Source organism: Paenibacillus turicensis, from assembly GCF_017873435.1.
Taxonomy (GTDB): domain Bacteria; phylum Bacillota; class Bacilli; order Paenibacillales; family Paenibacillaceae; genus Fontibacillus; species Fontibacillus turicensis.
The window spans coordinates 50566-64797 of sequence record NZ_JAGGKG010000010.1; the positions used below are offsets into that span (position 1 = coordinate 50566).

The window sequence follows — 14232 nt, forward strand, 5'->3', positions numbered from 1 at the left end:
TTAGTTTGTATAAGGTAACAATCAGACTTTAAATGCGGATGCTTCGCTTCTTCACAATCCCTCTGCCCTCCGTTAGTATTATCTACTAGCAGGCATTTGTTGTGTCGTACAGTGGACGTTTCCGCCCTCTTTAATAACTCCCATTCCGTTCACAGTACGAATACGGCGATCTGGGAATATGGACGCTAATGTGTCCATTGCCATCTGATCTGTTTCTGCAGCAGTTCCCCCAAATACAGGTAAAATAATGCCACCATTTACAAAATAAAAGTTTAAATAGCTAAGCGTCAAGCGGCTACCTTCATAATCTACACGAGGTGGCTGCTGTAGCTTCACGATCTCTAGCTTACGTCCTTTTGCATCCCTCGCTTGCTCCAAAATAGCAAGGTTAGTCTGAGTGATTGCGTAGTTCTCATCCTGAGCATCATCACACACTTGGATAATGACCTTTCCTGGCGCTACAAAACAAGCAATGTTATCAACGTGGCCATCAGTCTCGTCCCCACTTAAACCACGCTCTAGCCAAATGATGACGTCACTGCCTGTAAACTCCTTAACATAAGCTTCGATCTGTTCACGGCTAAGCTCAGGGTTCCGATTTGTATTTAACAAACATTCTTCCGTCGTTAAAATCGTGCCTTCTCCATCGGTATGAATGGAGCCGCCCTCCATCACAAGTGGTGCATCAAACTGCGTAATACCTGCTTGCTTCAAAATTTGTGGAGCCACGGCATCATCTAAGTCCCAAGGTGAATATTTGCCACCCCATGCGTTAAATTTCCAGTTGATCCCTGCAAGCTTACCTTCTGCGTTTTGGATAAAGGTTGGGCCATTATCACGTAGCCACGCGTCATTATGCTGAATCGGCAATAAAGTTACATTCTCTTGCTTCACAAAAGAACGCACAAGCTCCTCATCATCTGGGTTAATTATCACAGTAACAGGCTCAAATTCCGCAATCGCTGTAATAATCTCAGCATAGCTGGCACAAACTACTTCATATTGCTCTGGATAAACCATCGAGGCTTGGATCGGCCAAGAAATAAATGTACGCTCATGCTGAGTCCACTCAGCAGGCATTGTATAGTTTAAAGCTTTTGGATTCATCGTTTAAGTTACCCTTTCACATCCCAAATATAAACTTTAGCGCTTACCCCCAAAGTTCCTCACTCATCATACAATATTTTAAGAAGTCTATCAATTTGAACATGTATCCTTTTCTAGCTATTCTTCATTAAGAATGGATGAGCGTTAACTCATCCCTCTCTATCTACTATTAATTACAATTTGATTTCGTGATATTTATCCCATTCTATTTTCTATTGCCTTAAACGTCAGTCGTGCTCCTCATTCGATCCATGTAACCACTTGCTCGGTGGTTTGTCTTGTTTTTGCATGAGGCTCATTCGCGCGATAACCAAAAGCAGCCATCACAGACACACCATAATGCTCGGGGTCGAGCACCCCTTCTTTAATAAGCAACTCATTGACGGCCTTACGGTTAAAGCCCTCGATTGGACAGGAATCAATCCCAATCAATGCCGCCGCAGTTAACATATTGCTAAGTGCAATATACGTCTGACGACAAGCCCACTCAAACATCACTCTCGGATCGTCCTCAATCGCAAAATTAGTTTTTAAAAATGCATCATAGGTAGCTTCCTTCATCGTTATGATCTCAGGGGTTAATTGCTGAACCTCTTTCATCATGTACTGAATATACTCAGCATTTGCCTTCATATCATGAGGTGATCTTGCCAAAATAACGACAAAATGACTTGCTGTTGGCAGTTGTCTTCTTGCTCCTGTCGCAACCTCTGCTAATTTTGTACGAAGCTCCTTGTTTTGTACCACAACAAATTTCCATGGCTCAAATCCATAAGAGCTTGGTGATAAACGACCTGTTTCTAAAATAAACTTAAAGTCTTCATCACTTATTTTTTTATTAGGATCAAAATCCTTTGTTGCATGTCTAAATTGATAGGCCGCTAAAATAGCTTCTTTGGTAAGTTCAGAATGGTTCAATGTAAGGCACTCCTTTATTTTAACTTATACTTCCTTCATCCGACGCTTAAACACGATAACAGCAGCAACAAAGATAACAAGTGTATACACAAGCACCCACAGCATATGTGGCAAGATTGCACTTAGATTGCCCGCCATTGTCGCACGTGCAACTTCTACTGCGTGAGCAAACGGAAGGGCATTACTAATCGCTTGTACTGCGCCACCAAATAGATTTAAATCAAACCACATGCCACTAGATAAAGCCACAACCTGCACTAATACTGCAAAAATTCCGCCTACTTGCTTGTCTGTAAACAACGCTCCAAATAGTAAGCCAATTCCGATAAACAATAATGAAATGGGAATCAGCATCACAACTGTAAGCATTAGATTACTAGTCACAGGAAGTCCCATAAATACGGCCGCGGTCAAGCAAATGATACTTTGTAAAAATGCCACAAACAGCAGCGGCAATGAATAGCTTAAAATATATTCCTTAGAGGATAATGGGGAAGCAAACAAACGTGTTAAAAAGGAGCTGCTTCGATCCTTTGCCAATAACATGCCTGAAAATAATGAAATAAATGAAAAACTGAATATTGCAATGGATGGTGCAAAGTTCTCCAATTTAAAAACATCCACAGGTACACTTTTTTGTAAAATAGATACAAAATATAATAAAAATATAGGGAGTGCTAAACCAAATACAATGCTTAACGGGTCTCGAAGTAGTTCTTTTTGATTACGGGTCGCAAGTGCTGATAACATTACGCTGGCACCTCACTTTCTTCTTCTGTCAACATGAGGAAGGCATCCTCAAAGCTACTTTGTTTCGTTAGTTGTAGTAATTCGTCCACCGTGCCTAACGCCTGTAGCTTCCCGCCATGCATAATTCCGATGCGATCAGACAAGCTTTCTGCTTCCTCTAAGTAATGTGTTGTCAAAATAATTGTAACCTTCCCTTTAAGACTAGAAATCACCTTCCATAAATCCCGTCTTGCTCTGACATCAAGTCCAAGTGTTGGCTCATCAAGGAAAATGATTTGCGGATTAGTGATAATCGCCATCGCAATACTCAATCTACGCTGCAAGCCTCCAGACAATGTCTTAGCCCGATCCTTCGCTCGCTCTGATAGACCTAACATTGCCATCGCTTCAACTGCCTTCACTTTTGCTTGCTTCTTATCACTTCCATATAAGCGGGCAATCAATTCAAGGTTCTCTTTTACAGATAAATTAGGTGCTACGGCTGTTTCCTGTGGGGATACATTTAGCTTCTTCTTCACTTCGGTTGCATGACGAGTGATACTATCGCCTAGTAAAAAGGCATCTCCACTTGTAGGGGTAAGCAAACAGCTTAGCATTTTAATTGTCGTTGTTTTTCCTGCTCCATTTTGACCCAATAAAGAGAAAAATTCTCCTTGCTTGATTTCTAAATTCAAATCATTTACGGCAACGCGGTGCTTATAGGTTTTTGTTAAATTCACAATTTCAATCCCGTTCACGGCTTTCATTTATTCAGCCTCCTCTGGATTCTCCTGTGCTTGAATAATTTCATTCGCAAATTGCTTAAATAAGTCATTTTTGACGATCGCAATCCCTTGCTTAATATCAGCGAGCAGAAGCAACGTATCTCCCGGCTTAATGTCAAACAAATCACGCGCACCCTTTGGAATGACTATTTGACCTTTTTCTCCTACCTTTACTGTGCTCATAAACTTTCCGTCTTGTGATGTGTTATTTTTAACCATCTACCGATATGCCTCCTTAGTTTTTGATTCATCCATAATATAAAATTCCAATTTAAAGATATAAGTTATACTTTTATCACGAGTCCTACTTTTACAACAAGTTATATTTTTCATACTTTTCGTACTTTTCATACTTATTATACTTCTCAGGAAATAAATTAGCAATAAAAATACTTAATAAAATGAAATACAAAAAAACAGGAGCCAGATTGAACTGCACTCCTGCTTTTATAATTTGAACTATCATTTACTACTCATTTACTACGATCACGTAATTTTAAGTAAAATACTCCAGCTTCGCTTGTGGGAAAAACTTCTTCATACAGCCATGCAGATGTTCCTTCAGTTCCTCTTCTTCTTCCTTCTGATAAATATATTTGCCAATGCCATATTTGCCCCATTTGTATCTACGTTTTTCCTCATCTAGCTCCAGCTTAGTCATCGGATAATTTTTTTCAATCACTCGTTTAGCAGGCTTCGTGAAGCGATGCTGTATAAATTCAAACGTAATGTCATCACGTGCATCTTTGTCTAGCTCATCATCGAGTCGTTCAAACATATGGTAATATCCATCTTTCCAGCCCTCATGTAGATAAATTGGCGCTACAATAAAGCCTAACGGATATCCTGCACGAGCAACCTTACCTGCCGCCTCAATACGTTGTGCTAATGGTGAAGTACCCGGCTCAAAATTTTTAATGACATAATCCGCATTTACACTAAACCGAAATCTTGTTTTTCCATTGTGATTGGCATCTAGCAAATGATCCACATGATGAAACTTGGTCACAAACCGTAGCTTTCCATATTCTGATTGTCCAAAATGTTCAATCGCTCTTTTTAATGTATGCGTCAGGTGGTCAATGCCAACAATATCAGACGTACAGGACGCTTCAAACCTTGTGAATTCTGGTGCCCGCTCCTTCATATAGCTATCTGCTTGCGCTAGAATTTCCTCCACATTAACATAAGTACGAATGTAGGGCTTACTCCCCATCGTCGTCTGCAAATAGCAATAATGACAATGCCCCATACACCCTGTAGCAAAAGGAATGGCAAATTCGGCAGAAGGCTTGGACGTATCAAATTTTAACGTTTTACGCACACCAACCACAAGCGTTGATTTGGCAACCCGGTAGCGCTGTAGATCACTTTCACCAGGCAAATTCCGTACCTGATTATGCGAAGTCGTATACCGAATTTCTGCGTTCAGCTTTTTAAATTTATCATGTAGCTCTACACCAAGCGGGTAATCCAGTGCGTCTGGCTCAAAATAAATGAGTCGTGGCATAAATGGCGCAATCATTGAAAGCTCCCTTCCACGGCACCACCAAAGTAATAGCTATATGCCTCATTTGCTTCAGATTCAGTTGCATACACCGCCATTTCTGCTGTGAGTGGATAATAGGTCTCATATAAAAATACGGCGAGCTCCCCCGGTTTTTCAGGGTGATTAATGACAGCTGCCTGCTGTACATTAGCTACGTCCTGTGTATGCGGATTACGATAAATTACATAAACGACATCGCCTGGGTTGTAGTTTGCATTGGAGTTATTATAAGCTTGCATAAACGGGTCACCTTCTTTTTTTGTCTTTGTAGGGCAAATAAAACATCCATTTGTAATTACCTTTAAATATCCCCAACATATACAAAAATTATATTTACTAAATATGGAAACACATAAAGTAACAGATGAAATTTCATTCCGATAATAGCCGTAATCAGCATGATATCTTCTTCCATGGTAAACTAATATAAACAACTAAAGATTGGAGTTTAACTTAAACTATGAGCTATAAAATTGTCTTTTTTGATATTGATGGCACATTAATTAATGAGCATATGGAAATTCCGCAAGATACAATAGATGCAATTCAACAATTAAAAGCAAATGGCATTGAACCTGTCATTGCTACTGGACGTACACCCTTTAATTTTGAGCCACTACTTCAGAAATTAGATATTCATTCCTTTATTAGTCTAAATGGCACCTATGTCGTTTATAAAGGGAAACCACTGTTCAAGCAAATGTTACCCAAAGAGCATATCAAGAAGCTAATTGAGTATGCGGAACGTAACCAGCATGCGCTTGTTTTTGTGGGAAGTGACGATTACTTTTCCAATTCAAAAGAGCACCCCTTTGTCCTGGAATCACTTAGCTCCCTTCATTTAAAGGAAGCAAGCTTTGACCCGAACTTTTGGCAAAAAACTGATATTTATCAGGTATTTCTTCATTGTAAAGCGGAAGACGAGCCGTTGTATAAGGAGATGGCTGAGGATTTGCGGATGATTCGTTGGCATGAAAAAGCAGTGGATGTCACCATTCAGGGCAGTTCAAAAGCCGAGGGAATTAAAGCGATGTTAGACAAGCTTAACCTCACTACTGCGGATGCTGTTGCTTTTGGTGATGGTTTAAACGATAAAGAAATGTTAGATGAGGTTGGGCTTGGCATTGCGATGGGGAATGCACATCCGGACTTACTACCTTTAGCAGACTATGTCACGGCTTCTGTTGATGAGGGTGGAATTTCACAGGGCTTGCGTTATGCAGGGCTGATAAAATAGGTAATTAAATAGGTTAGAAATTAGTACTTGCCAACGATAAGTGTCTGGCAGCCACGATCCAGACCGTTCTTGCGATTATTGAGCCAAAAATTCATTTAAAAAAACTTGCGGACAAAGGAAGAGCTTAAAAAGCTGCCTATGACTGCAAGTTTTTAATTTTACGTTAGATCTTAATAATGCTGAGTATTATCAATTATAAATTTAAACTTAGAAGATGAAGCTGATCAAGCTTCGTTAGGTCTTTTCATAACAACAACGAAAATCACAAGGTACAAGCGAACAAAGGAGAATTATAGAGCAACTTATTTACAAAGCACATAGCTTTTATTAATTTTGCTTTGCAATAATTGTGTTCGTCATTTTCCCTCTACGCTCTGATACAAATAGTCCAACAAGCGTAAGCAATGTACCTGCAATAGCCATACCTGTCATTTTTTCATGTAAAACAATGATCGAGGTTGCTACCGTGATAACGGGTACTAAGTATATATACAGACTCGTATTAATCGCCCCTACTATTTTTACTGCTAAATTCCACGTCACAAAACAGAGCGCTGATGCGCCTAAGCCTAAAAATAACATATTAAATAAATAGACCGGCTCCAACAGGACTTCAAAGCTTGGCTTAAATTCAAATATAAATAAAGCAGGGATCATACATAGTAGACCATATAAAAAGATTTTGCGAGTACTTTGTATCATATTATAACCAAAGCTACTAATTTTTTTGGTAAATACAGAATATGCGGCCCATACAATTGAAGCTAATATCGCCAAAATATCACCTAGAGGGTTTAACTGTAGCTGAGTACTTCCATTAAAACTAATTAAAAACACGCCAATAGCCGCAATCATAAAACCTCCAAAAAATGAAAAGCTTAATTTCTCCCCCTCTAAAAATAGATGCGCAAATATAGCAGTAAAAAATGGAGCAATACAAATAATAACCCCTACGTTCGAGGCAAAGGTGTAGGTTAACGCAATATTTTCTAGCAAATAATATAAGGTTACACCACATAATCCCGCCGCTACAAAATATAGCTCCTGCTTCTTTTCCTTCACCTTTAGCCTACGGGGATAAATGAGAAATAGAATAACAAAACCAATCACAAACCTCAAAAACAAAATTTCAATTGGAGAAATGACACGTAATAAAACTTTTGTAGAAATAAATGTCGTTCCCCATATCAAGATTGTAATCAGGGCTAGTAAATGTCCTATGGGCTCTTTTTCCTTTTGCATCTCTACTCCTTTCAGTCAAAAAATCTTTATAGGTCTAATCGCTTGAATAGCTACTTAAAAATATTCATATATTGTCTTGGCGTTAATCCAATAAACTTTTTGAAAAAATTTGTGAAATGACTTTGATCCGTAAATCCGGTTTGAAAAGCGACCTCAATTGGCAAAACGCCTTGCTCTAATAGCTTTTTAGCTTTGCTAATCCGTATCGTCTGTAAATAACTGTATGGGGAAATCCCCATTTGCTTCGTAAAAGAACGCATTAAGTAATATTTACTTAATCCTGTTAGCTTACATAAATCATCCAATGTAACTGCTGTTCGATAATTATTTTCTATAAAATCACAAATGGCTTGAATCTGAAGACTGGGCTCGGTATTTCCAGCTCCAATCTGTTGATCTGTATATTCCAAAAGTAATTGCTCAATTAGAAAAAAAAAGCTTTCCTCCTTGTGTAGCTCGTTATCCTCCTGCATGATCATGATATGCAGTTCTCGGAGTAAGCTAACTAATTCAGAGCGAAAGACTACCTGTGTAGTAAACTGTGGTAGTTGATCTTGGCCTGTAATTTCAAATACCGCTTTTCGCATAATGTCAATAGAAATATTAAGACAACGATAATCAAGTGCTTGTTCATCAGTTTGTTCGCAGGCATGATTATCAAAGGGATTAAATAGCAGTAAATCCCCAGGATGGATGGTATACTCTTTATTTTTATACGTTAAATAACGAGTCCCTTTTTCAATAAAACCAATGACATAATAATCATGAAAATGATTGGGGAATTTTTGCATAATACCTTCAAAATGATAGGCTTCTAGCTGTAAATCGCTATCGTATTTCACTGTTCTTTTCTCTTGCTTCATTCTTACCTCCTTAACTGTAATAGCGCTGTAATTTACTTTAGCACGGTTAGGCAGGCCTATTCTTGTATGATGTTGCCCTAACTGACATTGCCCTTCGTGATACGTTAAGGTTAAGCACTTGGTGCTTGATTTTTAATATGATCACGTCTAAAATCACCTAGCTTAAACACCACAATTCCAAGTACAATTATCATCACACCAAGTAGCTTATTCCAGCTAAAGGGGATCTTTTCAAGTCCTAATACGCCAAGTGAATCCCACAACAATGCGGTGCCAAGCTGAGCGGTTACCACGATGGAGATCGCAAAGGTTGGATCAAGATTTTTCATCGCATGAACTAAACAAAAGACGACGCCAACTCCAATTAAACCGCTGAAAATATACCATAGCTTTAATCCCTCTAGATTGAACATGCTACTTCCTTGGGTAATGAAACCAAGCAGAAAGGAGGCTAGAAAACCCATGCCAAGCACAAGCGTAGTTGTAGACCACGAGTTATTGTACACGTTCACTTTACTATTGAACACAGTTTGTACACTGACTAATAATCCCGCTAAGCTTGCTAGTAATATTCCAGTAATCATTTTTAATTTCTCTCCTTAATTTTTAATCTTTCTCCTGTAGTAATGCTTATTAGTCATAAGCAAAGTGTTATATTTGTAGCAAAGTTTTATATCATAGCAAGGTGTTAAATTATGGTGTTGTCTTGCCATCTACCATCGCCTGTAAGCCTTCTAAATCCCGAATATAAATCGTCCCTCTTGCCCCTCGTGACACTAAACCTTTTTCACAAAATTTGCCGACAATCCGATTGAGATGACGATAGCTTGTTCCAATTAAATTTGCCGTATCTGCAAGACCGATGACTTCATGTCCAAAAGATCCATTCATAGCAGCTTCCTCTGAAACGTGTGACAGCAAATAGCTAGCTAACCTAATCTCTACAGGGTGCATAAGATTAAAGCTAAGAAAATCTGATTTTATATAAAATTTGCGTGTGATGATATCCAACAAAAAACGCAAGAAAGGGGGGTGCTCATTGCCAAGCTTTCTTAACCAAGCATAAGGAATTCCGATTAAATACACCTCTGTCACCGCTTCGACTGTATTGATAATTTCGATTTGCCTTATGTATTCAATTTCACCTACAATCTCTAATGGTGATTTAAAGGAAACAATTAGTGACTGCCCCTCTTGGGAGTTGGAGTATATTTTAATACGTCCCTGTACAAGCACATAGAGGTGCTCCAATTGTTGACCCTGATAGCATATAACATCCCCCGAACTAAGCTTGTATAACGTAATGTGACTACGTAATGGTGCATGAAATACCTCTTCTAGCTGAAACTGCTCTAAGTAACCATTAAGCTGTTCTTGATCGTGGACTTCCTTCATAACGAAAACACCTCCCTTTTCCCCAGCCTCTGTGCTTCTCCGACTATAGTTTTAAAACAATAACACCTAAAATCATTAGAGCAATACCCGCAAAATGCAATACACCCATCTTTCGTTTAATCACGTCAAACCATCCGTTTGTATCAATAAGAAAGGTCATCGTTAATTGGGCTATAAGCAATGCAGAGATTGTAAACGTTACTCCAATCTGTCCAATTGCCGTCACTTCACTAAAAATAATGATCGCCGCTAGTGCACCACCCATTAAATATAATGGCTTGACCTTACGAATTCCCTTCCAAGACCCCCCACGAGCTACCAATAAGATCAATGCTGCTGCAATAAAACCCGTAAACTGAGTTAGTGCCGCCGCCTGCCATGTTCCAATATGTGCCCCAATTGATGCATTAGCTACCCCTTGCAATGTAATAAATGCACCAGCAAGAATCGCATATATAATTCCCTTTAGCACTTTCCCCACTCCTATAACGTGTCTTGTAATCTGTAACTATTAAATGATACTTTTAAGTGGATTAAAAGGACATATGTCCTAAACTAAATATAAAAAAACCCTAGACATCTGCAACTCAAAGCATTTAACCATTATCTTATTGGATGTCGTCTATTCAGGGTTCTGTTTTTTTGTTATCTGTCTTGTTATCTATTTTTTTGTCATTAAGCTGTTATTATTCTAAAAATTTTAATATCTACACCATTCTCCGCTCCATAACCTTCCCCTATCAAAACATCACTGTTCAAAAAGGATAAAGACTTACTATTAGTAATTACTTTAGGCGTAGTTCTGAACAATAATCCATCAGATAGGTTTTTATTAAAATTCCCATTGTTTTCGATATAGATCTCACACTTTTGTCCAGTGTTATCACTACCTTGGAGCATATACCTTGCAGATAAGCTATGACGGTCACCGTGTTTTCCAATAATCTGCGTATCAACTCCGCCATCGAGGACTACACCATTAAAATATTTACCCGTAGCTTCTCCTGTGAAGGTTATCATAACTACGGTATCACCATCACTATTTTGTAATTGGATTGCTTTTAATATTTTCACATGCACTGTAAGTACTTCTTCTAATCGCAAAACATCATCTCCATTTATAATCTTTATTTCTATTATTACATTTATCATGGTAAGCAAGAACAATAATTTGTAAATTAAAAAGTAAATAATTGGATGATCTTTATATATACCTTGAATCGATAGGAGGAATAGAAATGAAAAAAGAAAAATACTTATTTTATTATTTATTTTTATTTTTGCTAATGTCAGTAGGTGCGTTTATATGGCAGGTCTTTTTTACAGATATTGCTCAAAATTACTCGGTATGGGGACTCAGCATTGGCTGGCAAACTGAAATTGCATTGTGGAATGTGGGTATTGATGTAGGTATTATTATCACGCTTTTCAAACGCAATGTAGAATACGCAAAAATATTGTCAATTATTTCGTTCTTCCTATGCATTATGTTAGGAGGTCACCACCTTATTTACGCGCTTACAGCCACTAACGGCAACACGAGTCTACATTGGATGGGGGCAATAGAGGTTCTTTTGATAGGCGGTGGAGCTGGAGTATGGGCGATACTTAAAGCAGGTTGCTTTAACAAGCAATAAACCCAGAGTAAAAGCGGGCTATGGTCCGTGTCAGCTACAATTCAATGCTCTTAGATCAGTAGGTAAAAAGATAGCGACTCCTTCATATTGGAAGAGCGCCGCTATCGCTAACTTAAAATACTATTTATTTCTTAGAGTCTAGTAGTAAATCTACAATCGTCTCTAGCTGTAGATCAAGAGAATAAGGATCCTCCATCACAAACTCGTCGCCTTTATCTCCCATTGAACCGTACTGATACACTTTTCCTTTTTTCACAGGCTCTAAATTTTTCCACACCTTGCTATCTAATACTTCAGATGCATCCTGATCTTTAGCACCATATATAAAAATATGATCTCCGACATACTGCGGTAAAGCTTCAAGGGATATGCTAGCAAAGCCATCCTCTATCTGCTTGGCTTGCTCTGTTGGAGGTAACCCCAGCATCTTGTAAATCGTAGGACTGCCATAGTTTCCACCTTCAGCGGCTTGCACATACAACACTTTATTTGCAATTTGAATGATGGATACGGTCTCTCCATCCTTTATAATGCCTTTAATTTTTGCTCGTGCTTCTGAAGCACGCTTCTCATAATCTTTAATCCATTCATCTGCTTCCTTTTCCTTACCAAATACTTCACTAATTCTATGGAACTTCTCTAACGGCCCCGCAGTCGATTCCCCTTCCCAATAAGGAATAAATACGGTTGTTGCTATTTTTTCATAGCTCTCTATATTTTTATCAATGGAGCCGATGATGAGGTCTGGCTCAAGTTCGGTTAGCATTTCTAAATCCATCGGAAACCCACCAAGATCCTGAATTCCCTTTACAACCTCAGTTAAGCCTGCTTGTTCAATCCAAGCTTCGGTTAGCATAAAGCTACGTACACCAACCGGAACGATCCCTAACTTCAGAAGTTGTCCCATATATTGATCTGCCGCAACACGCTGTGGATGTGCTGGAACTTCAACGTTCCCTTTTAAGGTAGATACAATTCGTGTTTCACCTGTGCTTTTATTGCTTTCGTGAGCCTCATTAGCTACCGTATTGCTATTCGTAGAAGGCCGGTCGCTATTTTGGGTGTTTTGTGTCCCAGTGGAACAGGCTCCTAACAATAAGGATAAGCTCATCATCATGAGCAATGCTGTAATTTTTACCTTGCCGTACATGTGTTGATCCCCTCTCACACTCACTTGATATTGATTATCAATATCAGTATAAGCTGAAAGAGAAGTAGATTGAAGTGCAGATGTTGTCTTAAGTATGGGCATATCCTGACCTGTTACATGTAACTCATTTTTAAAATGTAATGGAGATAACCCTTTATACTTTTTAAAGCTACGACTAAGGGAATGCGCATCCAAATATCCGACCTGCTCCGCAATTTCTTGTAATGTTGCATCTGTCTGCATTAACAATTGTTGTACTTTTGATGCACGGATGAAACCAAGATAATGGATAGGACTCGTATCGGTTTTTGCTTTAAACGCTCTTGATAAATATCCGGTGCTACATTGCAATTCGTCTGCTAACTGCTCTAAGGTGATAGGACGATAATAATTATGCTCCAAATATTTTATCGCTTGGCTTACGATGTCTGGTTTTATTAGCTTACCTGAGTCGGTCTGCAACTGTACCAGCAGTTCATAAACGAAGGCTTGAAATATAACATTTCCATGTAGCCTATGAATCGGAGTAGCCAACTGCCATTGCTCATGAAGCAACGTCAGCTTGTCATGTAAAATTAAAGGATGATTTGGTAGAAAGGCACACTCCATTTGTAACCTTAGCGATCCTTCGTTTTGAATCGATTTATCCTCAAATTTAACACTATAAAAAATGATATAATATTGTACTGTGCTCTCCGCAATAATACGTATCGGAATTCCTTTCATACCACTAAACACTTGAAATCTTTCTAGTTCATATGTATTTTCGCCAATTTCAATATGCCCCTTACCACGAACAATAAAAATAAAAGCATATGCTGGAAGAAAGTAAGGACTCATACGCTCCCCTTGCTCTACTCCCCTCCAGCGAGCATCCAAAATTTTAACTTTTGCTTCATTCCATAACCGGATATGATGATTCCAATCCATACTTTTCCTCCAACTTGCTATCCTAAGAACATTGTAAGTGATTAAATCCAAGCATACAACAGCATGACGGATGAAATAAAATTTGTAGCTCCATGTAATACCCAACCTGGAATAATCGAACCTCCAGCTAAGCGCTCATTCATCATTCCCATACTAAAACCAACCCCACCCGTAATCAAGACTACGATCAGAGCAGAAAAAAAACCAGCCTGATTAACCAGCATCACCCCATGAAGTCCACCAAATAGAATAGCTTGTACGGTGTTCCCGATGTTGAATCCCCATTTAGCTGCAAACACTCGTGTTAGGAAGCCCCGAAACAAAATTTCCTCTGATAAGCTTGTCTGAACAAAGGAATAGATGAAAACAGCAAGCAGTCCAGCGTGACCTAAACCATAAAATTGTGAATTCGCTAAATCTTTAGGATGTAACAAGTAAATAGATATGGCTAAACCAACGATACAGTAAGTGACTAAAATCGTAATAAAGCAAATAAAAAGCCGCCTTTTAGAGACAAAGTTAGGTCGATACAAACCTATCCATTTATGAAAAGGGACTACGGGAACTGCTTTGCGTTTTGTAATGCTCCAATATAGCAATGGAATGACTGTAAATAAAATAAGCTGGATCATACTGCTCATAACTAAAGAGACTAACATCGTCTTCCTCCCTTTCGTGTTGAAGGTACAC

At 38.7% G+C, this 14232-nt stretch carries 17 protein-coding genes; 2 read left to right on the forward strand and 15 right to left on the reverse strand.

The genetic code is table 11. From position 1 onward, the window contains the following. Positions 1–78: 78 nt before the first annotated feature. The 7 genes from J2Z32_RS11730 to J2Z32_RS11760 all read right to left on the reverse strand — a co-directional run bounded on the left by J2Z32_RS11730 (position 79) and on the right by J2Z32_RS11760 (position 5327). On the reverse strand, positions 79–1107 hold the full coding sequence (locus J2Z32_RS11730) for an agmatine deiminase family protein (protein ID WP_210089354.1): 1029 nt from the start codon (positions 1105–1107) through the stop codon (positions 79–81). A 240-nt stretch (positions 1108–1347) separates the two neighbouring features. Next, entirely contained in the window at positions 1348–2025 is a 678-nt protein-coding gene (locus J2Z32_RS11735; protein WP_210089355.1) for an NAD(P)H-dependent oxidoreductase, read from the reverse strand. 24 nt (positions 2026–2049) lie between these two features. Further along, on the reverse strand, positions 2050–2775 hold the full coding sequence (locus J2Z32_RS11740; RefSeq protein WP_210089356.1) for an ABC transporter permease: 726 nt from the start codon (positions 2773–2775) through the stop codon (positions 2050–2052). After that, on the reverse strand, positions 2775–3521 hold the full coding sequence (locus J2Z32_RS11745) for an ABC transporter ATP-binding protein (protein WP_210089357.1): 747 nt from the start codon (positions 3519–3521) through the stop codon (positions 2775–2777). Before J2Z32_RS11745 ends, J2Z32_RS11740 begins: the two co-directional genes overlap by 1 nt. Continuing rightward, positions 3522–3758, reverse strand: a complete 237-nt coding sequence (locus tag J2Z32_RS11750; protein ID WP_245251405.1) for an AbrB/MazE/SpoVT family DNA-binding domain-containing protein — start codon at positions 3756–3758, stop codon at positions 3522–3524. 277 nt (positions 3759–4035) lie between these two features. Next, the gene (gene splB, locus J2Z32_RS11755; protein WP_210089358.1) at positions 4036–5064 is read right to left on the reverse strand and encodes a spore photoproduct lyase; all 1029 of its coding nucleotides are present in this window, start codon (positions 5062–5064) and stop codon (positions 4036–4038) included. Then, positions 5061–5327 (reverse strand): transcriptional regulator SplA domain-containing protein, encoded by a 267-nt coding sequence (locus tag J2Z32_RS11760; protein WP_210089359.1) that lies wholly within the window; start codon positions 5325–5327, stop codon positions 5061–5063. Before J2Z32_RS11760 ends, splB begins: the two co-directional genes overlap by 4 nt. 221 nt (positions 5328–5548) lie before the next feature. On the opposite strand from J2Z32_RS11760, the gene J2Z32_RS11765 reads away from it, so the two are divergent. After that, complete coding sequence (locus tag J2Z32_RS11765) at positions 5549–6325, forward strand: Cof-type HAD-IIB family hydrolase (protein ID WP_210089360.1); 777 nt, start codon at positions 5549–5551, stop codon at positions 6323–6325. A gap of 327 nt (positions 6326–6652) precedes the next feature. On the opposite strand, the gene J2Z32_RS11770 is transcribed toward J2Z32_RS11765, so the two are convergent. From J2Z32_RS11770 to J2Z32_RS11795, 6 genes are all read right to left on the reverse strand, one after another. Beyond that, on the reverse strand, positions 6653–7567 hold the full coding sequence (locus tag J2Z32_RS11770; RefSeq protein WP_210089361.1) for a DMT family transporter: 915 nt from the start codon (positions 7565–7567) through the stop codon (positions 6653–6655). Positions 7568–7617: 50 nt separating this feature from the next. After that, positions 7618–8430, reverse strand: coding sequence for an AraC family ligand binding domain-containing protein (locus tag J2Z32_RS11775; protein WP_210089362.1), 813 nt, complete (start codon positions 8428–8430; stop codon positions 7618–7620). Between the two features lie 110 nt (positions 8431–8540). Further along, on the reverse strand, positions 8541–9014 hold the full coding sequence (locus J2Z32_RS11780; protein WP_210089363.1) for a DMT family transporter: 474 nt from the start codon (positions 9012–9014) through the stop codon (positions 8541–8543). Between the two features lie 109 nt (positions 9015–9123). Beyond that, positions 9124–9825: a Crp/Fnr family transcriptional regulator gene (locus J2Z32_RS11785; RefSeq protein WP_210089364.1), complete on the reverse strand. Its 702-nt coding sequence runs from the start codon at positions 9823–9825 to the stop codon at positions 9124–9126. Positions 9826–9868: 43 nt separating this feature from the next. Then, complete coding sequence (locus J2Z32_RS11790) at positions 9869–10297, reverse strand: DMT family transporter (RefSeq protein ID WP_342453953.1); 429 nt, start codon at positions 10295–10297, stop codon at positions 9869–9871. A 203-nt stretch (positions 10298–10500) separates the two neighbouring features. After that, complete coding sequence (locus J2Z32_RS11795; protein WP_210089366.1) at positions 10501–10929, reverse strand: DUF3237 family protein; 429 nt, start codon at positions 10927–10929, stop codon at positions 10501–10503. A 134-nt stretch (positions 10930–11063) separates the two neighbouring features. Here J2Z32_RS11795 and J2Z32_RS11800 point away from each other — a divergent pair, with 134 nt between their 5' ends. Beyond that, positions 11064–11462, forward strand: a complete 399-nt coding sequence (locus tag J2Z32_RS11800) for a hypothetical protein (protein ID WP_210089367.1) — start codon at positions 11064–11066, stop codon at positions 11460–11462. Between the two features lie 124 nt (positions 11463–11586). Here J2Z32_RS11800 and J2Z32_RS11805 read toward each other — a convergent pair whose 3' ends face one another. Together J2Z32_RS11805 and J2Z32_RS11810 are read right to left on the reverse strand one after the other, a co-directional pair. After that, positions 11587–13542, reverse strand: coding sequence for an AraC family transcriptional regulator (locus tag J2Z32_RS11805; RefSeq protein ID WP_210089368.1), 1956 nt, complete (start codon positions 13540–13542; stop codon positions 11587–11589). A 41-nt stretch (positions 13543–13583) separates the two neighbouring features. After that, positions 13584–14201 (reverse strand): CPBP family intramembrane glutamic endopeptidase, encoded by a 618-nt coding sequence (locus tag J2Z32_RS11810; protein ID WP_210089369.1) that lies wholly within the window; start codon positions 14199–14201, stop codon positions 13584–13586. Between the last annotated feature and the right edge of the window lie 31 nt (positions 14202–14232).

Excerpts from the sequence above, each read along its gene's own strand:
- J2Z32_RS11800 (WP_210089367.1), top strand. The coding sequence starts at position 11,064 with ATGAAAAAAGAAAAATACTTATTTTATTATTTATTTTTATTTTTGCTA.
- J2Z32_RS11775 (WP_210089362.1), bottom strand. The coding sequence starts at position 8,430 with ATGAAGCAAGAGAAAAGAACAGTGAAATACGATAGCGATTTACAGCTA.
- J2Z32_RS11770 (WP_210089361.1), bottom strand. The coding sequence starts at position 7,567 with ATGCAAAAGGAAAAAGAGCCCATAGGACATTTACTAGCCCTGATTACA.
- J2Z32_RS11740 (WP_210089356.1), bottom strand. The coding sequence starts at position 2,775 with ATGTTATCAGCACTTGCGACCCGTAATCAAAAAGAACTACTTCGAGAC.
- J2Z32_RS11780 (WP_210089363.1), bottom strand. The coding sequence starts at position 9,014 with ATGATTACTGGAATATTACTAGCAAGCTTAGCGGGATTATTAGTCAGT.
- J2Z32_RS11730 (WP_210089354.1), bottom strand. The coding sequence starts at position 1,107 with ATGAATCCAAAAGCTTTAAACTATACAATGCCTGCTGAGTGGACTCAG.
- splB (WP_210089358.1), bottom strand. The coding sequence starts at position 5,064 with ATGATTGCGCCATTTATGCCACGACTCATTTATTTTGAGCCAGACGCA.
- J2Z32_RS11750 (WP_245251405.1), bottom strand. The coding sequence starts at position 3,758 with ATGGTTAAAAATAACACATCACAAGACGGAAAGTTTATGAGCACAGTA.
- J2Z32_RS11765 (WP_210089360.1), top strand. The coding sequence starts at position 5,549 with ATGAGCTATAAAATTGTCTTTTTTGATATTGATGGCACATTAATTAAT.
- J2Z32_RS11760 (WP_210089359.1), bottom strand. The coding sequence starts at position 5,327 with ATGCAAGCTTATAATAACTCCAATGCAAACTACAACCCAGGCGATGTC.
- J2Z32_RS11810 (WP_210089369.1), bottom strand. The coding sequence starts at position 14,201 with ATGTTAGTCTCTTTAGTTATGAGCAGTATGATCCAGCTTATTTTATTT.
- J2Z32_RS11805 (WP_210089368.1), bottom strand. The coding sequence starts at position 13,542 with ATGGATTGGAATCATCATATCCGGTTATGGAATGAAGCAAAAGTTAAA.
- J2Z32_RS11785 (WP_210089364.1), bottom strand. The coding sequence starts at position 9,825 with ATGAAGGAAGTCCACGATCAAGAACAGCTTAATGGTTACTTAGAGCAG.
- J2Z32_RS11745 (WP_210089357.1), bottom strand. The coding sequence starts at position 3,521 with ATGAAAGCCGTGAACGGGATTGAAATTGTGAATTTAACAAAAACCTAT.